The organism is Bacillus sp. JJ1773 (assembly GCF_036962035.1).
Taxonomy (GTDB): Bacteria; Bacillota; Bacilli; order Bacillales; family Cytobacillaceae; genus Cytobacillus.
Genome location: NZ_JBALNX010000032.1, coordinates 1 through 23,055 on the forward strand (window position 1 = coordinate 1; position 23,055 = coordinate 23,055).

Below are 23,055 nucleotides of genomic sequence, written 5' to 3' on the forward strand. Positions count from 1 at the left end.
TGCCCACTCCCGTCCAAAATAGCCCACCACGGTCACCAAACATAGGCTATGGTTCCCGCTTTAAGGGTTTTGAGGCGCAAGCGGTCATTAGTAGTGGTTTAGGTGCCCGCTCCTACCAACAATAGTCAACTTCAGTCATCAAACCCAGCCAAATATTTTGCATACTTAAAAGGGGAAGTCACAACTTTTTATATACGGCTCGATCATCCATATGAAGGGGAAATCGGTGATACGTAACAATCCCCACTTTTTGAAAAGATCGGTTCAACATACCCATCCTTTTCTGCTCTTGTATTTCATATTAAATTATCAAACTTGTCTCTTAAATAATAAATTTTTCGATTATTTCGCGTATTACCTTGTAAAAGTGCTTCTTTTAAGTCAAAATAACAAGATAAAAATGTAGAAAAGAGATGATTTCGATGCAAACTGATGTTATTCAAGGGAAATCGATAGAAGAATGGGAAAAGGAATACCCGGTGCTTTCAGAAATGACTAAGTTAAAGGAAGTTTTTTGGACGAATCCGAAGTACAAGTCAATCGCGGAGCCTTCTTCCATGACGATGGAAGATGTCATCGATGCGGAAGAAAGATTGGCGCGCTTTGCCCCGTACATAGCAAAGGTATTTCCAGAAACCGCGAAGGAAAAGGGATTTATTGAATCACCGCTCTTTCCGATTCCGAAGATGAAAACTAGGTTAGAAGAGTTTTATCAACATGTTTTACCTGGAAATTTGTTTTTGAAGGGGGATAGCCACCTTCCGATTTCTGGCTCTATTAAGGCGAGAGGCGGAATTTATGAAGTACTGAAATATGCCGAGGAATTAGCCCTAGCACATGAACTGCTTTCGCTCGAGGATGATTATTCCATATTGGCTGAGCAAAAATATAAAGACTTTTTTTCAGGCTACTCCATTGCTGTAGGTTCAACAGGAAACTTAGGGCTTAGCATCGGCATTATGAGCGCGAAGCTCGGCTTCAAAGTGTTCGTTCATATGTCGGCTGATGCCAAACAGTGGAAAAAGGATTTGCTTCGCGAAAAGGGAGTAGTTGTCGTTGAGCATGCATCGGATTTTAGTGAAGCAGTTGCCCAGGGCAGAAAGCAGGCAAATGAGGATCCGAATATGTATTTTGTTGATGATGAAAGCTCTAAGCATCTTTTCCTAGGCTATTCAGTAGCAGCCATTCGTTTGAAGAAGCAGCTGGAGGATAAGAATATTAAGGTGGATGAGGAGCATCCATTATTTGTTTATCTGCCATGTGGTGTTGGTGGAGGGCCAGGAGGAGTCACATTCGGCCTTAAGCTTATATTCGGAGATAATGTCCATTGTTTCTTCGTAGAGCCGACTCATTCCCCATGTATGCTCCTTGGTTTAATGACGGGACTTCATGATAAAGTAGCCGTTCAGGATTTTGGCATTGATAACAAAACGGAAGCTGACGGACTAGCTGTTGGGCGCCCATCTGAATTTATTGGCAAAACGATTGAAAATAAAATTAGTGGAATTTCAACTGTAGAAGATGAAAAATTATTTTCCTGCCTGACATTGCTTGCTGATACAGAGGGGATTTTTCTAGAGCCATCCGCTCTTGCAGGTTTCTCAACTTATATCGAATTATTACATTCCGAAACGGGGAAAGCATATACGGAAAAGAATCAGCTTCAGTCAAATTTAAACAATGCAGTGCACATCGTCTGGGGAACAGGCGGAAGCATGGTGCCTGAGAAAGAAATGAAGCAATATTACGAAAGAGGAAAACAAACGATAGAATAGGTGCTTTTAAGAAAAAGCAAAGGGGATTAAAACATTGGACGGTAAGTTATATTATAAAGATCCTTATATGAAATCCTTCCGTGCCCATTTACTGAAACAAGAGAAGGATGAGCAGGGCAGATGGTTTGCTGTTTTAGATGAAACAGCTTTCTATCCAACGGGCGGGGGCCAGCCTTATGATACTGGCGCCTTGAATGGTGTGAAGGTTATTGATGTGGAAGAAATTGACGGAGAAATCCGCCATTATTTAGAGGCCGAGCTTGATGAAACAGCTGACATGGTTGCGTGTGAAATTGATTGGGACAGGCGTTTTGATCATATGCAGCAGCATGCGGGCCAGCATATTTTAACGGCGGCTTTTGTAGAGCTTTTTAATTATGCAACGATAGGTTTTCATTTAGGAAAAGAAATGGTATCGATTGATTTAGATATAAGCGAGCTTACAGAGGAACAGGCGATGGAGGCGGAGCGGCTAGCGAATCAAATTGTTTCAGAGGGCCGGCTAATCGAAACAAAATGGGTTTCGGAGGATGAACTTCCCAATTACCAATTGCGGAAAGAGTTGACCGTTACCGAAAATATTCGCCTTGTGATTATTCCTGATTTTGATTATAACGGCTGCGGCGGGACTCATCCTAAATCCACGGCTGAAGTTGGGCCTATCAAAATATTGGATTGGGAACGGCAAAAAAATAAAATCCGGGTTCACTTTGTTTGCGGAGGACGGGTTTTAACCCAGCTCCATCAAAAGCATAAAGTACTCAGGGAGTTAACAGATCTGTTAAATGCACCGGAACAAGATCTTGCGGCAGCATCTAAAAAGCTAATAGAGAATGGAAAAGATCGTGAAAAGTCATTAGATGCTATGCAGGAATTGCTTTTGTCCTATGAAGCAAAGGATCTTCTTAGTTCAATAGATCATACAGAAAATAGGAAGATCGTTAATGAGATTTTTCAGAATCGGTCTATTCAGGAACTTCAGAAGCTAGCCCGATTGATGACTGCTCTTTCTAATGAAGTTATTGTTTTCTTATTGAATGAAACGGAAAGTAAGCTGCAATTTGTATGTGCAAGAGGCGCCCAGCAGACTGTTAGTATGAAGAGTATTTCAAGTGAGCTGTTTCCTTTAATAAATGGAAAGGGTGGAGGAAACGATCAGTTTGCTCAAGGCGGAGGAGAGAAGCTAATAACGGGTGAACTGCTTCTTCAGCATGCAAGGGACAAGGTATTATTGGACGTAAAATAAGCAATAAAATAAAATTATAGTTAATAAAATATTTAGAAAAATCTTTTAAAATGGTTGTCAGTCTGTCTCTGTTGTATTACAATCCTAATAAGGGCTATGCATTACATTGAATGTTTATGTTGTCCACATAAACACCCCATGTAATATCCTTGCTCTGCAGGAGGCATGTTCATGTTTCAGCAAAATACTGTTTATATTATTGGCGACAGTAAGACTTCTTCGAACAATCCGATAATGCAAAAATATAATGGTTTCTTCATTGGACTTGTCATCAACCGAGAAACCGACCAAATAGTCGATGCGGAATGTTCATCTACGATTGCATTGACTTCAGCTTTTATTAAATCACTGTTTGTAGGAAAATCGATTCTAGACGTTGATCATGTGCTGGATGAAATTGAACGGCGGTATTTTGGATCATCTCAAAAGGCTTTAATGGTCGCTTTTAAGAACGCGAATATTAAATATACACAAATTATGAATAAATAAGCTGCTTTTTCTGTTAAACGCAGATGAAATCCAGCTGTTGGAGATGATTGATTTTCTCTGGCAGCTGGTTTTTTATTTCAAATACTGTATGTTTCTTCAAAAGAAGTTATTTTTTGATAAGTTCTATTAAACTATAAATAGGGGGACATATAAATGAAGCTATACATATCTGTTGATATGGAAGGGATTACAGGTCTGGCTGACTATACACATGTTGATTCTTCCAAGCATAATTACGAGCGAAGCAGAAGGATTATGACTGAAGAGGCTAACCATGTTATTACAGCAGCCTATGACCAAGGTTGTTCAGAGGTATTAGTAAATGATAGCCATTCGAAAATGAATAATCTCCTCATAGAAAACCTCCATCCAAAGGCTCAAGTAATAGTAGGAGATGTTAAGCCTTATTCAATGGTCCAAGGGCTGGATTCAACTTTCGTTGGAGCTGTTTTTGTCGGCTATCATGCGAGGGCTTCCATGAAGGGAGCTATGTCCCATTCGATGATTTTTGGCGTACGCAATATGTATATCAATGACGTGGCAGTCGGAGAGATGGGTCTCAATGCTTATGTTGCAGGCTACTATGGAGTTCCTGTCATTATGGTAGCGGGAGACGACCGTGCCGCATTGGAGGCGGAGCAGCTAATTCCAAATGTAACCACTGCGGTTGTAAAGGAAACCATTACCCGTTCAGCCGTTAAATCATTAACACCTGCAAAAGCAGGCGAGCTTCTAAGAGAGAAAACAGCCGAGGCTCTGAAAAATCGCGATTTAGTGAAACCGCTTGCACCGCCAGAAAATCCGCTTCTCAGAATCGAATTTGCCAACTACGGGCAAGCAGAATGGGCTGCTTTAATGCCAGGTACTGAGATTGAAGAAAACTCGACCATTGTCCGTTATCAGGCAAAGGATATTCTTGAAGCCTATAGAGCAATGCTGGTCATGGTTGAATTAGCGATGAGAACATCATTCTGTTAGGAAGTGTTATTAAATGACAACTTACATTGTAAAACGCCTCATTGCCATGCTTGTAACACTTTGGCTAATCGTTACACTTACCTTTTTTCTCATGCATTCGATACCAGGCTCTCCATTTAACGAGGAAAGAGCTACGAATGAGACGGTTCAAAGGAACCTGGAAAAGTTCTATCACTTGGATAAACCGCTTTATGTTCAATATGGAATGTATTTGAAATCAGTTGCTACATTAGACTTTGGACCTTCAATTAAAAAATCATCTCAAACCGTCAACGAAATGCTTGGAAGGGGATTCCCGGTTTCGTTTGAGCTAGGGATTGTGACTTTAATTGTTGCGGTTCTATCCGGTATCACACTTGGAGTGATTGCTTCCCTTCGTCATAATGGCTTCATTGATTATATGGCCATGACGATAGCTGTTCTCGGGATCTCGATTCCAAACTTCGTAATGGCCACCCTTCTTATTCAACAAGTGGCTGTTAACTGGGGTATCCTTCCTGTTGCTACATGGGTGAGTCCGAAGCATATGATCCTGCCAACGTTAGCACTTGCAACAGGCCCAATGGCCATCATCGCCAGGTTAACGAGAGCCAGTATGCTTGAAGTACTGACACAGGATTATATTAGGACAGCAAAAGCAAAGGGATTGTCACCAGTGAAAATTGTTTTTAAACATGCATTAAGAAATGCACTATTGCCGGTCGTTACAGTATTAGGCTCACTTGCAGCCAGTATTCTGACGGGGACATTTGTTATCGAAAAGATTTTTGCCATCCCGGGCATGGGAAAGTATTTTGTGGAAAGTATTAATCAACGAGACTACCCTGTCATCATGGGGACAACAGTTTTTTACAGCTCAATTCTAATTATGATGCTATTTTTAGTGGACATTGCTTATGGCATCCTCGACCCTCGAATCAAGCTGCATAAAAAGGAGGCGGCCTAATGGAACTAAAAAAACAGCATGATCGACATATTGCAGCAGACATTCCAGATGAATGGTTTGTTCCGAAAAAAAGTAATCAAGCTGAGGCTGAGGCCGTTGTTCGTCCAAGTCTTAGCTACTGGAAGGACGCATGGAGACGCCTATTAAAGAATAAATTAGCCATGGCGGGACTGACCTTTCTCATTTTTCTTGCCTTTATGGCGATATTTGGACCAATCATTTCTCCACATGATGTCACAGAACAAAAGCTCATGAATCAAAATTTGCCCCCTTCAAGTAAACACTGGTTTGGGACAGATGAACTGGGCAGAGATGTATTTTCTCGAACGTGGTATGGAGCTAGAATATCCCTGTTTGTTGGGATCGTAGCTGCCTTAATTGATTTTGCCATTGGGGTTGTCTATGGAGGAATCGCCGGATATAAAGGCGCAAAAACAGACAATGTCATGATGAGAATAGTTGAAATTTTATACGGACTGCCATATTTATTAATAGTTATTTTAATAAGTGTTGTCATGGGGCCAGGTTTATTTACAATTATCTTCGCCCTTACTGTAACAGGATGGATTGGAATGGCCCGGATTGTAAGAGGGCAGGTCCTGCAAATAAAAAACTACGAATTTGTCCTTGCATCTAAGACATTCGGAACGAAAACATCAAGGATTATTAGGAAAAATCTGCTTCCAAACACAATGGGGCCGATTATTGTACAAATGACTTTAACTGTACCATCTGCTATTTTCGCAGAAGCTTTTCTAAGCTTTCTGGGGCTAGGCATTCAGCCGCCTTTTGCTAGCTGGGGGTCAATGGCGAGCGATGGTTTGTCTACTATTCTATCAGGTCATTGGTGGAGATTATTTTTCCCTGCATTCTTTATTTCACTGACCATGTTTTCGTTTAATGTGCTCGGGGACGGACTCCAGGATGCACTTGATCCGAAGTTAAGGAGGTAATCATCATGGAAAAAGTTCTCGAAGTAAATAATCTCCATGTTTCGTTTAAGACATACGGAGGAGAAGTGAAAGCTGTCCGAGGGGTTACCTTTGACTTATACAAAGGGGAAACACTAGCTATCGTGGGAGAATCGGGCTGCGGAAAAAGTGTAACATCACAAAGTATTATGCGCCTTATCCCAAATCCGCCAGGTAAAATTGTGGATGGCTCGATTCTATTTAAAGGAAACGATTTAACTAAATTGAAAGAGCCGGAAATGAGAAATATTCGTGGGGCAGATATATCGATGATTTTTCAGGATCCGATGACAGCTCTTAACCCTACTTTAAAGATTGGCGAACAGATTATTGAAGGGATTTTGCAGCATAAATCCATTTCCAGACAAGAGGCCAAAAAGACAGCATTAGAAATGCTGGATTTAGTAGGCATCCCAGATCCAGAGGAGAGGTTAAAACATTATCCTCACCAATTTAGCGGGGGGATGAGGCAGCGTATTGTTATAGCAATGGCTCTCGTTTGCCAGCCAGAGGTATTGATTGCTGATGAGCCTACGACAGCACTGGATGTAACGATACAGGCACAAATACTAGATTTATTTAAAGATATTCAGAAGAAAACAGGTGTATCTATTATACTCATTACCCATGATCTTGGTGTAGTTGCCCAAGTGGCTGACCGGATTGCGGTCATGTATGCCGGAAAAATCGTAGAGGCCGGTTCGAGAAGAGAAATATTCTATCAACCGCAGCATCCATATACGAAGGGTTTATTAAACTCTGTTCCTCGTCTTGACTTAGAAGGCGCTGATCTTGTCCCGATAGGAGGCTCCCCTCCAGATCTATTTTCACCTCCGAAAGGCTGCCCTTTTACAGCAAGATGCAGCTATGCGATGGAGGTTTGTGAGCGGGCTTATCCATTTAAAACCCACCTAAGTAATGAACATCAAGTTGACTGCTGGCTGCAGGACGAACGTGCTGTGAAAATGCTGGCAAGTTTGAAGTAGGTTAGACCTTTCAGAGGGTTTCTAGCTTTTTAAATAGCCCTAATTGCATATAGCAAGAAGGGTACGAAGGCATGAGACCTTTGAAGGTTCTTTTCTATCAGCGATTATCATATAGCTGAGAATAGTAAAAATGGTCATTAATATTAAAAAGGGGGAAATGGCATGAAAAAGGTTTTATCACTCTTGCTAACAGGTCTATTGATTTTGGTACTTGCGGCCTGTACAGCAAAGCAGGATGCAGGAAAAGAGCCTGTAGAAAAAGAGAAGGATGATGGCAATAAAGAAGAAGAGGTAGTAACTGAAAAGGTTCTTTATTTAAACAATGGCATGGAGCCAACTTCGTTTGATCCTCCAATCGGTTTTGATAATGTTTCTTGGGCTGGGTTAAATAACTTAATGGAAGGGCTGACACGCCTAGGTGAAAGTCATGACCCTGAAGCAGCAACTGCTGAAAAATGGGATGTGTCAGAGGATGGGAAAACATATACTTTCCACATTCGCGATAATGCAAAATGGTCAAATGGCGATGACGTAACAGCAGGCGATTTTGTATTTGCATGGAAACGCCTTTTAGACCCTGAAACAGGATCTCCAGCTGCATTCCTTGGCTATTTCATCGAGGGAGCAGAAGCTTATAACAATGGCGAAGGTTCAGCTGATGATGTGAAGGTTAAAGCAGTTGATGACAAAACTTTCGAAGTAACTTTAATTAGTCCACAAGCTTATTTCTTAAGTGTTATTACAAATCCGGCTTTCTTCCCAATTAATGAGAAGGTAGCAACTGAAAATCCAAAATGGTTTGCTGAAGCAGCATCATTTGTTGGAAATGGACCTTTTAACTTAACAGAATGGCAGCATGACAGCCATTTCGTAATGGAAAAGAATGACCAATACTGGGATGCTGGAACAGTGAAGCTAGACAAAGTTCATTGGGCCATTATCGATGATACAAATACGGAATACCAAATGTTCCAAACTGGTGAGCTTGACGTTTCTGAAGTTCCGGCAGATCTAGCTGAACAAATTCTCTCAGAAGGAAAAGCTAAGGTTGAAGATCAGGCAGGGGATTATTTCTATCGTTTTAACGTAACGATGGAGCCGTTCCAAAACGTAAATATTCGTAAAGCCTTTGCTATGGCCATTGACCAGCAGCAAATTGTTGACTTTGTTACAAAAAACAAACAAAAGCCAGCTTATGGCTTCGTTGCATATGGATTTAATGATGCGAACGGAAAGGATTTCCGTGAAACAGCAGGCGATCTTGTAAAAACAGATGTTGAAGAAGCAAAAGCTCTTTTAGCAAAAGGAATGGAAGAGGAAGGCTATGAGACACTTCCTGAAGTAACAATCACTTATAGCACAAGTGATGCACATAAGAAAATTGCTGAGGCTCTTCAGCAAATGTTTAAGGATAATCTGGGTGTAGAAGTGAAGCTTGCAAATATGGAGTGGAACGTATTTGCGGAAGACCAGAAAGCCTTGAAATTCCAATTTTCGCGCAGTTCTTTCCTTGCTGACTATGCGGACCCAATTAACTTCCTAGAAAACTTCCAGACTGGTCTATCTATGAACCGTACGGGCTGGAGCAATGCAAAATATGACCAATTAATTAAGGATGCAAAAAATGAAGCAGATGAAGCAAAGCGCTACGATATGATGTACGAGGCTGAGAAAATCCTATTTGAAGAAATGCCAATCGTCCCACTTTATTTCTATAACCAAGTTAATTTAGAGAATGAAGCTGTTTCAGGCATCGTTCGCCATCCTGTTGGATATATGGAACTGAAATGGGCGGATAAAAATTAAAAGCGGAAGCGCCTTGCCCAGGGGCGACAAGCATAAGACGAGCCGGCGAGAAGGTTGCCCTTTAACCTTCTTGTCGGATTGGCTTATGACCTCCGACGTATAGGACGTACTAGTGCCGATGTTGCCACAGGACGTGGCGTTCTTAGTCGGCGAGCCCCTAGGCGCTGGAGCTAGATATCTATGCTAACTTACTTGTAAGTTAAATTAAATTTCAAAAGGGGTGTTCGGTTGAACATCCCTTTTTTTAAAAAGAATATGAAGAAATTTTTATATTTTGATTAAGGAAAGGTCAAATTTTCAGGAAGGATGTGCCAGCATGTTAATAAAACCTCGCGCGTTAAAGGCTGGGGACACCATCGGTATTATTGCGCCAGCCAGTCCGCCAAATCAAGAGAATTTGCATCGTTCTTTCGCTTTCATAGAGGATTTGGGGTTAAAGATAAAGCTCGGAAAACATGTTTATGATCAATATGGATATTTAGCTGGAAAAGATGAAGATCGATTAGCAGATTTACATATGATGTTTGCGGATAATGACGTAAAGGCAATTATCTGTGCAGGCGGAGGATATGGGACGGGGAGAATTGCTTCCCATATTGATTACGAGCTTATTAAAAGCAACCCGAAAATTTTCTGGGGCTACAGCGATATTACCTTTTTGCATACGGCTATTCGCAAGCTAGCAGGACTTATTACTTTTCATGGACCTATGCTTGCATCTGATATCGGAAAAGTGGATGCAGATCCACTTTCGAAGGAATATTTTAAGCAATTATTCAATCCAACTGAGATCCAGTATAACGAAGAAATTTCTCTACTAGAAACATTAATTGAAGGCAAAGCCAACGGAGAAATAACTGGGGGAAATTTGTCCCTTATAGCGAGCACAATTGGCACCCCATTTGAGATTGATACTAAAGGCAAGCTTTTATTAATTGAAGATATTAATGAAGAGCCTCGTTCTATAGATAGAATGCTAAATCAATTGCATATGGCAGGGAAGCTTTATGATGCAGCAGGACTCATTATTGGTGATTTTAATAACTGTGTTCCGGAAAGGGAGCTTTCTTTATCTCTTGATGAGGTGATACATCATTATGCGCTCTTAGCTAATAAGCCTGCTATTAAGGGATTTAGATTTGGTCATTGCTCTCCGCATATTTCCATCCCTCTCGGTGTGAATGCGGAGCTGGATACTGCAAATAAACAATTAATAATCGAAAGTGGCATACAGTAAAAAAGATTTCGTTCAAAGGGTGCTATGCTTCTGTTCCTTTGAACTACCTTAAAAGGTGGTATATATGAAAATAGACAAAATTGAGACATACAGGGTAGCAATACCACTTATTAAACCATTCAAAACGGCACTTCGCACTGTGACTACGGCTGAGTCCATCTTAGTAAAGGTCTCATGTGACAACGGAATAATCGGCTGGGGAGAAGCTCCGCCAACTGTTGTCATTACTGGAGAAACTCTTTCAAGCATTGAATCAGCCATTCACCATGTATTAAAGCCCTATTTAGAGCAGCGAAGTCTATTAAACTATGAAACTCTTTTCCAAGGAATTCAATCGATTATAATCGGAAATTCGAGTGCAAAAGCGGCGATTGATATGGCCCTATATGATTGTCTGTCACAGCAATGCAAGCTCCCGCTTTATCAGTTTTTAGGGGGGCATAAACAGGAAATTGAAACCGACTTTACCGTAAGTGTAAACGGACCTGAAGAAATGGGAGAAGACGCTGTTGCTTATGTTCAGCAGGGCTTTGATGTACTGAAGGTTAAGGTTGGAAAGGATAATGTTCTAACTGATATCGAGCGGATTCGTGAAATAAGGGGACGTGTCGGCAAGGCAATAAAAATTCGTCTGGATGCTAATCAGGGCTGGTCACCGAAGGAAGCCATTCAAGCCATTCGTAAAATGGAGGAAATGGATTTAAATATTGAGCTTGTTGAACAGCCTGTAAAAGCTTGGGATATAGCTGGTCTTAAACAGGTGACTGATCATGTGGATACTTTGATAATGGCGGACGAAAGTGTTTTCTCACCGCGGCAGGCCTTTGAGGTGATTAAAACTAGAAGTGCAGATTTAATTAATATTAAACTAATGAAATCTGGCGGAATCTATCAGGCCCAAATCATCAATCAGCTTGCAGAGGTAAGCGGAATGGAATGTATGGTTGGAAGTATGATTGAAACGCGGATTGGTATTACAGCTGCAGCACACTTTGCAGCCAGTAAGAGGAATATAACCCGCTTTGATTTTGACGCTCCATTAATGCTGGCGAAGGAGCTAGTGGAAGGCGGCATTAAATATAACGGCAGAAAAGTTACACTGCCATCAGAGCCAGGTTTAGGCATACGCCATGTTCATGTAGGGGAGGGAGCTTCAATTGGCAATACAATATAAATGGCTAGTAAATGTTCCGGTTGCTACGGTTTGGACATCTTATGACTCCGCGAGGGATATCGATAAAGAAGCAGTGGAGTACCCGGCTGATGTGGAAGCGTGGCTAAATGGCCTGACCTATGAAACGAGCTTAGGGCTATGTAATCAAAACCTCGTCCAAACACAAGTGTTATTCGGTGAAGAGGTTCTGATTACAGGAGAGAAAGAGGATTGGGCGCAAATCATTGTTCTCGATCAAGCTTCGTCCAAAAATCCGAAAGGCTATCCAGGATGGGTTTCGAAGGCTCAGCTCATTCAGACTCAAGACTGGAAGCTTGAAGAGGGAACAATTGCAGTCGTAGACGAGAAAAAGAGTATTCTATACGGAAGCGATTATGAGCCTATTATGATATTAAGCTATCAAACCATATTGCCTATAATAGGGTTGGAGGGTGATTGGGTACGGGTTCAAACGCCATCAGGAGAGGGACTGTTAAAGGCTGGAGAAATCAGTCAGTATGAAACCTTGCATGCTCGTCCTAAAGGGAATGGAGAAAGCATTGTTGCGGCAGGTGTACAATTCCTTCAATTGCCTTATTTATGGGGAGGAATGAGCAGCTACGGCTATGATTGCTCAGGGTTTAGCTACTCCATGTGCAAAGCTAATGGATACACGATTCCACGTGATGCACATGATCAGGCAGCCTCAGGGGAAAATGTTGAATTGAACGAAATAAAGCCAGGCGACCTCCTGTTCTTTGCCTATGAGGAAGGGAAGGGCAAAATCCATCACGTTGGCATTTATTATGGGGAAGGAAAGCTCCTGCACTCCCCTAATACAGGAAAAAGTATAGAAATCATCGAATTAAAGGACACAGTATACGAAAAGGAATTATGTGCAGCTAGACGCTATTGGCAAGAGACGGGGGAATAGTTATGACAAATGAAGCATTGTTAGAAGTAAAGCATCTTAAGAAACATTTTTCTTTAGGAAAAGGACAAATATTAAAGGCGGTTGACGATGTTTCATTCTATATAAAAAAGGGAGAAACGTTCGGAATTGTTGGGGAATCTGGCTGCGGAAAATCGACTGCCGGACGTACCATTATCGGGCTATATGATCGGACAGAGGGCGAAGTTATTTTTGACGGAAAAAATGTCCATGAAATGAATGAAAAAGAAAAGTTTGCTTTCCATAGAAAGATGCAAATGATTTTCCAAGATCCATATGCTTCATTAAATCCGCGTTCAACCGTAAAGGAAATTATCTCTGAGCCAATGGAGGTTCATGGGGTATATCCGAATAAGCAGGAGCGACTCGAAAGAGTATATCAATTATTAGAGGACGTTGGTCTTAATAGGGATCACGCCAATCGCTATCCGCATGAATTTAGCGGTGGTCAAAGACAGAGAATAGGTATTGCCCGCGCTCTATCGTTAGATCCAGATTTCATTATTGCAGATGAACCGATTTCCGCGCTGGATGTATCTGTTCAGGCACAGGTCGTCAATCTTCTGAAGAACCTACAAAAGAAGAAGGGGTTAACTTATTTATTTATCGCCCATGATTTATCCATGGTTAAACATATTAGTGACCGGATAGGTGTTATGTATTTAGGGAACCTTGTGGAATTGACGGAAAGCGCTAATCTTTATAAAAATCCTCTTCACCCGTATACACAGGCTCTTTTATCAGCTATCCCGATTCCAGACCCAGATGTAGAAGACAGGCGTGAACGAATTATCTTACAGGGGGAGCTTCCGAGTCCAATTAATCCGCCGAGTGGATGTGTATTTAGAACTCGCTGTCCATATGCGATGGAAGCTTGTGCAACGATGAAGCCTGAATGGCAGGAAGTGGAGGAGAGCCATTTTGTTGCTTGCCATTTATATAATAAGAACGTGACAGGTGACTCTAACAACTCGCAAGTAGCTGTTACGTTGCGTGCGAAAGAGTAATGATGGGCCATGGAAATTTAAAAAAGCAGGTTTCGGAACTTGTTGCTCATTGTGAAGGTAGAGTCGGATTAGTCATTGAAACTTGTGAAGGCCGGATAGAAATCAATCATAATGATAAGTTTTCTGCAGCGAGTCTGATTAAAATTCCTATTTTAATAGAGGGATTTCGACAATGTGAAGATGGACTTCTTGACCTTCACGAATATTTACCCGCTTTCCCCTCTAAAAGAGTAGGAGGCGCGGGGATCATACAAGCTTTGTCGGCTGATTTGAAATTAAAAATAATCGATTTAATGGCATTAATGATCATTGTTTCCGATAATAGTGCGACAAATCTTTTAATCGATCGAATAGGAATGAATGAAATCAATCAGTGTATAAAAGCTCTAAACCTGCAAAGCACTGAACTTAACCGAAAGATGATGGATTTTGAAGCAATAAAAATTGGAATGGACAATTATACAACTCCAAATGATATGGTTACTTGCTTAAAGGTCATTGATCAACATCGTTTTTTATCAAAGGAAAACTCAGAAAAGGCTTTTGGTATATTGGAAAAGCAACAGTTTAAGAATAAGCTTTCTGAATCGATAGATTTAGAGGCCATGCAAGTTGCTAATAAAACAGGAGAATTACCTGGTGTCGAACACGATTGTGCTATCATTAAGTATGGTGAAAAAACAATTTATGCTGCTGTTTTGATTGATCAGCTTTCCAAGCAGGCAGAGGGCAGGCAGACGCTAGTACAAATCGGCAAGGTGCTTTCTAATTTTATGAAGAGTTGAGTGACGTTCTATCTTAGAGGATAGTGCGTTTTTTTTTTCGGGGCAGGAATTGGCTGATAAATCCCCAAATTGGCTGACAAACGGCAGGAATTGGCTGACAAAACAGATCGATTTGGCTAATAAATCCTTAAATTAGCTAACAAATCAATATTTCGCTGATAAGTCATTCGAAATTGCTAACAAAATGAAATTTATTCAGCTAATAATATCAAAAAAGCTTGTAGAAGAACCGTTTCTACAAGCCAACCAGTATATTTTCATCCTGTTAATATATCTTCCTTTGGATAACGCACTTTCTGTTCCTTTTGATGACGGGCAAATGAAAATACTAATGTTAAAGGGCCTAATTTTCCAAGGAACATGATAAAGATAATGATCAGTTTCCCAATTTCAGATAAGTCTCCTGTTAATCCCATTGTGAGTCCAACGGTACCGAAAGCAGACAGGACTTCAAAAGCAAGTTTTATAAAAGGTTGATTTTCTGTAATGGTAAGGAAAAATATCGCGATAAAGATAAACAGGATGCTAATCATTGTAATGGCTAAAGCTTTAATAACGAATGTATCAGCAATGGTCTTTCGAAAAACCACAATAGCGCTCTTCCCTCGTATAAAGGTAGTTACAGCTAGAATAAAAATAATAAAGGTTGTCAGCTTAATCCCCCCGCCTGTAGAAGCACTCCCTGCACCAACAAACATGAGTAAAGTCATGAAAAATGCAGTGGGATCCTCAAGACCGCTGAGATCAACCGTATTAAATCCAGCAGTTCTAGGGGAAACGGCTTGAAAATAAGTGGCCCAGAATTTCTCCCAGCTGGTTAAAGGGCCTAATGTGTTTGGATTATTGTATTCTAAAAGAAAAATAATAATCATTGATGCTATGTTTACAGCAATCGTACTAATAATCATAAGCTTTGAATGTAAAGATAAATCTCGAAATCTTTTTGCTCTTTTCAAATCAATTAAAACCGTAAAACCAATACCGCCAATAATAAATAAAAGCGAAATCACGAGATTAATGACAGGATCACCTACAAAACCCATAAGATTATCTTCCCAAAGAGCAAAACCTGCATTATTGAAGGCTGAAACAGAATGAAACAAACTGTAGTAAAGACCTTTTGCTAAACCGTATTCAGGGACAAAACGTATCGAAAGTAAAATGACGGCGCAGCCCTCAATCGCAAAAGAATAGATAAATAAATTCCGAACAAGCCTAATAACTCCCCCAAGTGAAGTCTGATTTAAAGCATGCTGCATAACGAGCCGCTCTTGAAAGCCTATTTTCCTTCCAAGCATGAAATAAATCAAAACAGCAAACGACATAATACCTAAGCCGCCTAATTGGATGAGACACATAATAACAATCTCTCCAAATAAAGTGTAGGTTGATCCCGGATCAACTACATTTAGACCTGTTACTGTCATAGCAGATGTGGTTGTGAAAAGTGCATCAATCCAAGAAATGGAGTGCTCCGTAGCTATGGGAAGTTTTAATAGGATCGTCCCTACACCAATAAAGAAAGCAAAAACAAGTACAAGAAGACGTGGTGGACTGATTTTTAATGTTTTATTCATCATGGCTAATATGCACCTTTTTCCTGATAAAACAAAAATGCCTTTGCATGAAAATCCCCCCGATACTTGAGCTCTTTTAAAGAGTTCCCCAAAATAACGTGTTTAATAAAATACTCCTGAAAAAGGGAAATGTCAATAAAAATTCTTAGTTAAGAAGGGGAGAGAGTAAAGTCTTTTAATAAAAATGAAAAGGAATGGCTCTTTAGAACCACTCCTTTTCTGCATTCATTTCAATATAGTCTTTTAGAATAGCTTTCTTCAAGAGATGTATGAATGGTTTCACTATTTACATCTGGTAAATTAATATGATCTGCTAATATTTGAGGTGGATATGGCAATTGATCTTTGGAGGCCCAAGTTTCTGGGTACCAAAGTTTAGACCGCTTAAAGGCCTTGGCACAATGTATAAAGCACTCTTCTACCTGAACCCCGATGCCAAGTGAAGGGACCTTGCCTTGAACCGCCATTTTTTCGAGAACATCCGAATCTTTAATAATGCATGCTTTTCCATTTATTCTTAAAGTTTCTTCGAGGCCTGGAATGACAAAGATAAGACCGATATGGGGATTAGCAATGATATTCCTCAGCGAATCCATCCGTTTGTTTCCGGGTCTTTCAGGTATAACTATATGTTGTTGATCTATTATATGTACAAAACCTGGCGCATCCCCGCGAGGAGAGGTATCGCAGTTTCCATGTGTATCCGAGGTTGAAATAAATAGAATTGGAGACTTTGCGATAAAATCCTTGCAGTGATGATCTATATGATGGATTACCTTATTTGCCACATTTTTGCTGGGCGTTCCTAATAATGTGCGAAGTTCTTCCTCGGAAGAAATGGTTTCCTTAAAAATCATTATATATTTCCCTCCTAAAAATCTTTCAAGCTCCTAATCGATTCCGGGACATTCTTATAAATCGAAGCTGGGGAATGGAAATGCCGATTAGGATAAGAGCAATTCCAATTGTTTGTGCACTTGTTATTTTCTCCCCCAATATAAGCATGGCAGCGACAATTGCAGCAGGCAGTTCGGCAGACCCAACAATGGTAGCTAGCCCAGCGTCAATTTTCGGTGTTCCAATTGCAAAAAGGACGATTGGAAAAATCGCTCCGAAAAACGCCATGGATAAACTATATTTCCACAGGCCATCGAGGTTAACCCCATTTGTAATAAGCATAGGACCTGCAATGAATAAGAGTACGATAAGTCCTCCAAGTGTAATAAAAACACTTCGTTGAATAGTCGGCACACCTGTTGCCACTTTCCCGCTTGCAAAAATAAATAATGCATACGTAACAGCAGATAAAAATCCATAAACCAAACCATCAATTTGAAGAGGCTGGGCGCTGCTGCTCAAAAGATTACTAGCAAAAACCGTACCAATAATTAGAAAGATGACAGAAAGAATCTTATTTTTGCTTGGCATCTTCTTTTCATATAGGGCTTCTATTAATATACCAATCCATGTGAATTGAAATAAGGAAACAATTGCTAGGGAAGCAGAGACACGCTCGAGGCTTAGTCCATAAAAAATACCTGTCAAGCTTAAGGCAGTGCCGGTTAACATAAGTGCCCCAGCTTGTTTAAAGCTAATTTTTACCCGTTTAATAAATGGATAAGTTATTAAAAGCAACAAAAAACCAAATAAGTACTGGCTGCCAGTTAATTCATAAACCGTATGGCCGGCTGTTAGACCTGTTTTGACAATAGAAGCTAAAATCCCATAACTGCAGGCACCGATGAAAATAAAGAGTGAGTACTTCAAGTTATTCATATGCTGTTGCTCCTTAAACATATTCAATAATCTAATCTTAACATTTTCTTACAATCCTGAGTGATTATTATTTAAGTATTGGACTTTCTCCTTGAGAAGGCTCCTTGTCATCATCATGAGAAGATTTTCCTAACTCCTTGTTTATAAAATAAAAACCGCTCAATGACACAATCGTAAAGCCCCAGTTTAGTATTTGTCTTAAAATAATTCCTTTATCAAATGCTTCTACACCATATTGTTGAATAAGCCACGTTTTAATAGTTGCCAAAATGATAAACTTAAGGGCAAAGCCAGCGGTAATCCAGCCGAAGATGGTTAATATTTTCTTCTCAAAGAAAAGGGATTTCATCTCTGAACGATCCTGCCCTTGCATTTCCGTCAAATCAAGCGCCATATATAAAAAAATGGGCTTTTTGACAATGATGGTCCCAAAGAAAACAACGCCTAAAATATAGGAATAAATGACATTATTCCAAAGGAGCTGAAGGGCTGAACCTGCTAGTACATCAATGAGGAAGGTAATAATCAGATTGGTTAGTAAATAAATACCGAAGAAGTTAATTTTCTTGAGCTCAAAAAAGCGGTATAGGCTGTAAAGAATACCTGGTACTGTAGATAGAATCATGGCCAAGTAGTCCCCAAGCCACTCGCGGCCTAAGTTCCATACTGCCAAGGGAAACACAACGTAAAAAACAATATCAAGCAGAACAATATATTTCTTCAATTAACCACATCCTACAAAATAGTTATTGTAATAGTTCACGATTTAGAAGCCAATTCCTCTTTTAAACGAAAAAAAGCCAGTGAGAAATCTCACTGACTTATCATCTGTCTTATATTATTCTCCTAAGTAAGCACTAAGCATCCAAATATGTGTATCAATTTTCCCTATCAGCCCTACAGCTAGATCATTAGTCGCGTCTTCATTTTGTTCGTCAGCCAAATCGGCTAGCTCTTTTAGCTCCGATTTTAATTGCTTGTAATCGGCAATTAAACTTGAAACCATTTCATCTGAAGTTGTTTCGCCTTTTGTTTCTTCGATCGTTGCCAGGCTTAAGTAATCCTTCATTGTTGCGACAGGTGTTCCGCCAATTGTTAGCAGGCGTTCAGCAACTTCATCTACAACACTTGCAGCCTCATTGTAAAACTCCTCGAATTTCTCATGAAGCGTAAAGAAGAATGGTCCTTTTACTAACCAATGATAGCGGTGAAGTTTTGTGTAAAGGACACTCCAATTTGCAATTTGAACATTTAATGCTGAATATAAGTTTTCCATAATTTCATCCTCCTCTGTTATGTCTATATTTATTATAACATATACAATATTAAAATCAATACTAAATTATAATAATTATAATTTAGTATTAAATATTAAAAAAACCAGCCCTAAAAGAGCTAGGAGTAATTGTTATTAGTTTTTCTTCTTTTTTCAAATGAATACATAAATATATAACCAATGATCATTCTTCTTTAATGCATTTCATTTTATGGAGGCACGTCATGTTAAAGGAAAAGAAAGTTGAAAGCTGCGTATCAAGCTAAGGCTGAAAAAGTTTAGCATTACGCGGATAAATCATCTACAATATAGGAAAGGTCGCATTCAGTAAGGAGTTTTATGATGCTCATTAGTTTATTTTTTCTATTAGGTGCCTGTATTAGTGTATTATCTGGTTTCTTCGGGGTTGGCGGAGGATTTATCTTAACCCCTCTGCTCATGCTTTTTGGATATTCTCCTATTGAAGCGGTGACGACAAGTTTATTATTTACACTTGGAACTTCATTTTCAGGAATCACAACACATATCCGCTTAAAAAACATCCTTTGGAAAAATGGAGTCATTCTCGGCATAAGCGGAATTGCAGCTACTCAGCTGGCAAAGCCATTTGTGCTTTTCTTGGAAAATAGAGGCTTAGACGAATGGGTTATCCCGATTTTCTATATCATTTTACTCTCGTATTTTGCAATGAAAATGTTTAAACAAGGGCGTAAGGAAGAAGGGTCTGAAAAAAGCAATCCTGTTGCCCCATCAATGATAAAAATGATTCTTATCGGTGCATTCGCCGGATTTGTTTCTGCAACATTAGGTGTTGGTGGGGGCTTTATTATTGTGCCGCTCTCGGTTGCCTTTTTGGGATTAGAACCAAAGAAAGCGATCGGAACAAGTCTTTTTACCATTTTTCTAATCGTTCCAGTCGCTTTTTTATCCTACGCATTCACGGTTCCGATCAATTATAAAGTAAGTTTGCTTCTTGTTGCAGGAGGTCTAATTGGCTCAACCTTTGGCGCGAAGCTGACGAGATATTATGAAAATAAAGAAATAACCCTGCTGCTTAGCAGCATCTATATTGCAACCTTAATAAGTGTCATTTTTAAACTTATCGGTTTAAGTATAGTCGGACTTATTTTATTAGGCTGCTTTATTCTGTATTTCTTTATTAAATCAATGATGAAGGTTCAAAGCTATCGTGCAAAAATAAAAGGATCAGCATGAAAAAATCGGGCGGAAATGCCCGATTTTTTGTGAATGAGGGGAATGGTACATTAGCTACCTATCATATTAGATTAGTTGGCTCTTTTAGCCACGTATTTGGAATCAGATGCAAACATATAAGCTTTATGGTGGTACCTAATACTGAATATAAGACCCATTGCCATCATATTGCCCATTAAGGAGCTTCCTCCATAGCTTATAAAAGGAAGGGGGATACCTGTAATCGGCAGAACTTGAATGGTCATCCCGATATTTTGAAAAACGTGGAAAGTAATCATACTGATCACACCCACACAAATATAAGTATTAAATGGATCCTTCGTTTCAAGAGCTGTTTTCGTCAAATGATAAATGAGGAGGAAAAATAAACTAATGACCAAACTGCCGCCAATAAATCCATATTCTTCGCCTATTACGCTAAATATAAAGTCAGTATGACTATCAGGAATATAAACCTGTCTTTCGCTAAAGCCTTTTCCTGTTAAAAGGCCGGAGCCGATGGCCTGCAATGATTTATACAGTTGCAATCCGGCGCCCTGTTTGTGGCCGGCTGGATCTATCCAGGAGTATATTCGAAACAATTTATACGTTTGAATATTAAAGTGTTTTTCCAAAAACTCAGGTGCCCAAATGACTAGGTATAGAATGGTTCCGCCAAAAACGGTACCTAATCCATAAATGGGGACAATAATCTTCCAAGAGATCCCTGATACTAAAATAATGCCTGTTGCAATAGCGATGATTACTAGGGCTGTACCTAAATCCTCAATAATAATCAGACCTAACGGAACAGCTGTTATGATTCCAAGTTTAAATAAAAGAAATAAATCAGTTTTTATCGTTTTGACGATGAACTTTTCGTAATGATTGGCAATGACTCTGCTTAAGGTAATGATAAGGAAAACCTTAACGAATTCAGATGGCTGAAAGGAACCAAGTGCAGGAACTTTATACCACAGCCTTGCACCCTTTATCTCTGGTACTAAACTTAGAGGTGCTATAAACAACCCAATGAGAAGCAAGATTCCCAGCCCGTAAAGAATCCAAGAGAGTCTTTTAATTTGTTCACTGTCAAAATACATGACAATTCCAATAATTACAATCCCAACTACATAGTTCTTAACCTGGCTCAACACAAAATTTCCTTCATATTGTCCGGATGCTTGCCCGCTATATATAGCTATACAACTTATTAAAAAAAATATAAATAAAAGAAGACACAATGTCCAATCGAATCGTTCGGCTACTTTTATTGGCTTATTCATTAAGCATACACCTATTCCTATTATTCTTTCCATTTCATCGTAACAAAGAAAAAATACCCTTTCAATGCCTTTTCCTGCTGCATACTTATATGACGAAAAAATAAGCCTAGAAGTTTCCGAAAATAAAAGCACGGAAAAAGATCCATGCCTTTACATAAGATGATTAATAAACATTGTCGCAATCCCAAAGTATGTCACAAGTGAGAAAATATCATTTAATGTTGTAATTAACGGTCCTGAAGCAACAGCAGGATCGATTTTGAAACGGTACAAAATTAAAGGAATGATCGTTCCTGCTAATGTCCCAATGATTAATGTTAGAAATAAGGAACTGCCAACCACGGCGCCTAGAATTGCGTTGCCTTGCCAAAAAAAGGCAATGAGTGAAATTAAAACTCCGCAAATCAAACCAATAATCAAGCTTACCCCAAATTCTCTCATAATGAGATGAATTACCACTTTCTTGTCGATATCATTAGAAACAAGCCCTCTGACAACGACAGCAAGAGATTGAGTTCCGGTATTTCCTGTCATCCCAGAGATCATAGGCATAAAGAAGGCTAGAGCCACGACTTTCTGCAGAGTTTCTTCATAGCCGCTAATAATACTGCCTGATAAAATTCCGATAAATAAGAGCAAAATCAACCATGGGAGCCTTCGATAGGCAGCTACGAAAGCCTTTGTTTCGAAATCAATCGACTTCCCTGTAGCAGAAAGTTTTTCAAAATCTTCATTTGCTTCCTGAATGACAACATCAATAATATCGTCAACTGTCGCTATCCCCATCAACACATTTTCTTCACTGACAACTGGGATCGCAAGAAAGTCATATCTTTCAACGAGTCTTGCTACTTCCTCCTGATCGGTAGTCACGGAAACCGAAATAACTCGTTCGTACATAATATTTTTAATGACCTCGGTAGGCTCAGCAATCAGGAGGTCACGGTAAGATACAACGCCGACCAGTTTCCGGTCTTGATCAATGACATATAAATAATTGATGGTTTCAGCAAATTCAACAAATGATTTCAGTTTTCCAACCGCGTCCATAACGGTATAATAATCCCGAATCCAAACGAAGCGGTTTGTCATCAACCGCCCAGCTGTTTCTGGCGGATAATTCATAATGTCCTGAACAATTTTGGATTCGCTTTTCTTCATTCCGGAAAGAAGCGAAGCGATTTTTTCAGGGGATAAATCATCCAAGAGAAGAGCTAAGTCATCGTTGTCCATTAAATCGAGAACTTCTCCTGTTTTCTCGATACCTAATTTATTTAAAACCTCAAGCTGATCCTCTTTGCTTAGCTCTTGAATTAAGTCAGCAAGCCGGTCAACATTCATATAAAGCAAAAAACGTGTTTTATGCTTTTCTGGAAGGTCTTCGTAAATTTGGGCAATATCATAAGGCTGCAATTCATCGAGAATGGTTTCAAACTCTTTTTTCTTATTTTCTTTTAATGTTTTAATAATGTGAAGAGTGATTTGATTTTCTGTCATATTCTGAATCATTCAACTCACACTCCTTTCGCGGGAATGAGGTTTAATCTTTAAGGCACTTGCGCCATAATGAATAACATACCATGATTATTATAAAAAAATTTGCTATTGAAAGAAA

At 39.6% G+C, this 23,055-nt stretch carries 21 protein-coding genes; 14 read left to right on the plus strand and 7 right to left on the minus strand.

The features are described 5' to 3' along the window. Nucleotides 1-422: 422 nt before the first annotated feature. The 13 genes from V7127_RS08280 to V7127_RS08340 all read left to right on the plus strand — a co-directional run bounded on the left by V7127_RS08280 (nt 423) and on the right by V7127_RS08340 (nt 14,331). The gene (locus V7127_RS08280) at nt 423-1,775 is read left to right on the plus strand and encodes a D-serine ammonia-lyase (protein ID WP_335484786.1); all 1,353 of its coding nucleotides are present in this window, start codon (nt 423-425) and stop codon (nt 1,773-1,775) included. 34 nt (nt 1,776-1,809) lie between these two features. Continuing rightward, nucleotides 1,810-3,021, plus strand: coding sequence for an alanyl-tRNA editing protein (locus V7127_RS08285; protein WP_335484788.1), 1,212 nt, complete (start codon nt 1,810-1,812; stop codon nt 3,019-3,021). A gap of 171 nt (nt 3,022-3,192) precedes the next feature. Continuing rightward, on the plus strand, nt 3,193-3,510 hold the full coding sequence (locus V7127_RS08290; RefSeq protein ID WP_335484790.1) for a DUF3870 domain-containing protein: 318 nt from the start codon (nt 3,193-3,195) through the stop codon (nt 3,508-3,510). Nucleotides 3,511-3,663: 153 nt separating this feature from the next. Continuing rightward, a complete protein-coding gene (locus V7127_RS08295) occupies nt 3,664-4,488 on the plus strand; it encodes a M55 family metallopeptidase (protein WP_335484792.1) in 825 nt (274 codons plus the stop codon). A gap of 13 nt (nt 4,489-4,501) precedes the next feature. Beyond that, a complete protein-coding gene (locus tag V7127_RS08300; protein ID WP_335345132.1) occupies nt 4,502-5,434 on the plus strand; it encodes an ABC transporter permease in 933 nt (310 codons plus the stop codon). Continuing rightward, on the plus strand, nt 5,434-6,387 hold the full coding sequence (locus V7127_RS08305) for an ABC transporter permease (protein WP_335484794.1): 954 nt from the start codon (nt 5,434-5,436) through the stop codon (nt 6,385-6,387). The genes V7127_RS08300 and V7127_RS08305 overlap by 1 nt, the downstream gene beginning before the upstream one ends. Nucleotides 6,388-6,392: 5 nt before the next feature. Continuing rightward, nucleotides 6,393-7,391 carry an ABC transporter ATP-binding protein gene (locus V7127_RS08310; RefSeq protein ID WP_335484796.1) on the plus strand — a complete coding sequence of 333 codons (999 nt, stop codon included), beginning with the start codon at nt 6,393-6,395 and terminating at the stop codon, nt 7,389-7,391. 162 nt (nt 7,392-7,553) lie between these two features. Beyond that, a complete protein-coding gene (locus V7127_RS08315; protein ID WP_335484798.1) occupies nt 7,554-9,197 on the plus strand; it encodes a peptide ABC transporter substrate-binding protein in 1,644 nt (547 codons plus the stop codon). Between the two features lie 316 nt (nt 9,198-9,513). Further along, entirely contained in the window at nt 9,514-10,434 is a 921-nt protein-coding gene (locus V7127_RS08320; RefSeq protein WP_335484800.1) for a S66 peptidase family protein, read from the plus strand. A gap of 64 nt (nt 10,435-10,498) precedes the next feature. Next, entirely contained in the window at nt 10,499-11,608 is a 1,110-nt protein-coding gene (locus V7127_RS08325) for a dipeptide epimerase (protein WP_335484802.1), read from the plus strand. After that, on the plus strand, nt 11,592-12,521 hold the full coding sequence (locus V7127_RS08330) for a C40 family peptidase (RefSeq protein WP_335484804.1): 930 nt from the start codon (nt 11,592-11,594) through the stop codon (nt 12,519-12,521). Before V7127_RS08325 ends, V7127_RS08330 begins: the two co-directional genes overlap by 17 nt. A gap of 2 nt (nt 12,522-12,523) precedes the next feature. Then, nucleotides 12,524-13,546 (plus strand): ABC transporter ATP-binding protein, encoded by a 1,023-nt coding sequence (locus V7127_RS08335; RefSeq protein ID WP_335484806.1) that lies wholly within the window; start codon nt 12,524-12,526, stop codon nt 13,544-13,546. After that, entirely contained in the window at nt 13,546-14,331 is a 786-nt protein-coding gene (locus V7127_RS08340) for a serine hydrolase (protein WP_335484808.1), read from the plus strand. The genes V7127_RS08335 and V7127_RS08340 overlap by 1 nt, the downstream gene beginning before the upstream one ends. Nucleotides 14,332-14,588: 257 nt before the next feature. Here the strand turns inward: V7127_RS08340 and V7127_RS08345 are convergent, their stop codons facing one another. The 5 genes from V7127_RS08345 to V7127_RS08365 all read right to left on the minus strand — a co-directional run bounded on the left by V7127_RS08345 (nt 14,589) and on the right by V7127_RS08365 (nt 18,960). Beyond that, nucleotides 14,589-15,911: a TrkH family potassium uptake protein gene (locus tag V7127_RS08345; RefSeq protein WP_335484810.1), complete on the minus strand. Its 1,323-nt coding sequence runs from the start codon at nt 15,909-15,911 to the stop codon at nt 14,589-14,591. A gap of 227 nt (nt 15,912-16,138) precedes the next feature. Beyond that, nucleotides 16,139-16,765 carry a pyridoxamine 5'-phosphate oxidase family protein gene (locus V7127_RS08350; RefSeq protein WP_335345142.1) on the minus strand — a complete coding sequence of 209 codons (627 nt, stop codon included), beginning with the start codon at nt 16,763-16,765 and terminating at the stop codon, nt 16,139-16,141. Nucleotides 16,766-16,790: 25 nt separating this feature from the next. Further along, nucleotides 16,791-17,684 (minus strand): DMT family transporter, encoded by an 894-nt coding sequence (locus V7127_RS08355; RefSeq protein ID WP_335484812.1) that lies wholly within the window; start codon nt 17,682-17,684, stop codon nt 16,791-16,793. 67 nt (nt 17,685-17,751) lie between these two features. Next, entirely contained in the window at nt 17,752-18,408 is a 657-nt protein-coding gene (locus V7127_RS08360) for a VC0807 family protein (RefSeq protein ID WP_335345144.1), read from the minus strand. 114 nt (nt 18,409-18,522) lie between these two features. Continuing rightward, nucleotides 18,523-18,960 carry a Dps family protein gene (locus tag V7127_RS08365; protein ID WP_335484814.1) on the minus strand — a complete coding sequence of 146 codons (438 nt, stop codon included), beginning with the start codon at nt 18,958-18,960 and terminating at the stop codon, nt 18,523-18,525. A gap of 339 nt (nt 18,961-19,299) precedes the next feature. Here V7127_RS08365 and V7127_RS08370 point away from each other — a divergent pair, with 339 nt between their 5' ends. Next, nucleotides 19,300-20,175 carry a sulfite exporter TauE/SafE family protein gene (locus V7127_RS08370; RefSeq protein WP_335484816.1) on the plus strand — a complete coding sequence of 292 codons (876 nt, stop codon included), beginning with the start codon at nt 19,300-19,302 and terminating at the stop codon, nt 20,173-20,175. A gap of 71 nt (nt 20,176-20,246) precedes the next feature. On the opposite strand, the gene V7127_RS08375 is transcribed toward V7127_RS08370, so the two are convergent. Both V7127_RS08375 and mgtE read right to left on the minus strand, forming a co-directional pair. Further along, nucleotides 20,247-21,440: an FtsW/RodA/SpoVE family cell cycle protein gene (locus V7127_RS08375; RefSeq protein WP_335345147.1), complete on the minus strand. Its 1,194-nt coding sequence runs from the start codon at nt 21,438-21,440 to the stop codon at nt 20,247-20,249. 150 nt (nt 21,441-21,590) lie between these two features. Next, nucleotides 21,591-22,949, minus strand: coding sequence for a magnesium transporter (gene mgtE / locus V7127_RS08380; protein WP_335345148.1), 1,359 nt, complete (start codon nt 22,947-22,949; stop codon nt 21,591-21,593). Between the last annotated feature and the right edge of the window lie 106 nt (nt 22,950-23,055).

Coding starts and splice junctions, on each gene's coding strand:
- V7127_RS08335 (WP_335484806.1), top strand. CDS start 12,524: ATGACAAATGAAGCATTGTTAGAAGTAAAGCATCTTAAGAAACATTTT.
- V7127_RS08350 (WP_335345142.1), bottom strand. CDS start 16,765: ATGATTTTTAAGGAAACCATTTCTTCCGAGGAAGAACTTCGCACATTA.
- V7127_RS08345 (WP_335484810.1), bottom strand. CDS start 15,911: ATGATGAATAAAACATTAAAAATCAGTCCACCACGTCTTCTTGTACTT.
- V7127_RS08365 (WP_335484814.1), bottom strand. CDS start 18,960: ATGGAAAACTTATATTCAGCATTAAATGTTCAAATTGCAAATTGGAGT.
- V7127_RS08375 (WP_335345147.1), bottom strand. CDS start 21,440: ATGAATAAGCCAATAAAAGTAGCCGAACGATTCGATTGGACATTGTGT.
- V7127_RS08320 (WP_335484800.1), top strand. CDS start 9,514: ATGTTAATAAAACCTCGCGCGTTAAAGGCTGGGGACACCATCGGTATT.
- V7127_RS08305 (WP_335484794.1), top strand. CDS start 5,434: ATGGAACTAAAAAAACAGCATGATCGACATATTGCAGCAGACATTCCA.
- V7127_RS08355 (WP_335484812.1), bottom strand. CDS start 17,684: ATGAATAACTTGAAGTACTCACTCTTTATTTTCATCGGTGCCTGCAGT.
- V7127_RS08340 (WP_335484808.1), top strand. CDS start 13,546: ATGATGGGCCATGGAAATTTAAAAAAGCAGGTTTCGGAACTTGTTGCT.
- V7127_RS08310 (WP_335484796.1), top strand. CDS start 6,393: ATGGAAAAAGTTCTCGAAGTAAATAATCTCCATGTTTCGTTTAAGACA.
- V7127_RS08280 (WP_335484786.1), top strand. CDS start 423: ATGCAAACTGATGTTATTCAAGGGAAATCGATAGAAGAATGGGAAAAG.
- V7127_RS08300 (WP_335345132.1), top strand. CDS start 4,502: ATGACAACTTACATTGTAAAACGCCTCATTGCCATGCTTGTAACACTT.
- mgtE (WP_335345148.1), bottom strand. CDS start 22,949: ATGATTCAGAATATGACAGAAAATCAAATCACTCTTCACATTATTAAA.
- V7127_RS08370 (WP_335484816.1), top strand. CDS start 19,300: ATGATGCTCATTAGTTTATTTTTTCTATTAGGTGCCTGTATTAGTGTA.
- V7127_RS08295 (WP_335484792.1), top strand. CDS start 3,664: ATGAAGCTATACATATCTGTTGATATGGAAGGGATTACAGGTCTGGCT.
- V7127_RS08325 (WP_335484802.1), top strand. CDS start 10,499: ATGAAAATAGACAAAATTGAGACATACAGGGTAGCAATACCACTTATT.
- V7127_RS08315 (WP_335484798.1), top strand. CDS start 7,554: ATGAAAAAGGTTTTATCACTCTTGCTAACAGGTCTATTGATTTTGGTA.
- V7127_RS08290 (WP_335484790.1), top strand. CDS start 3,193: ATGTTTCAGCAAAATACTGTTTATATTATTGGCGACAGTAAGACTTCT.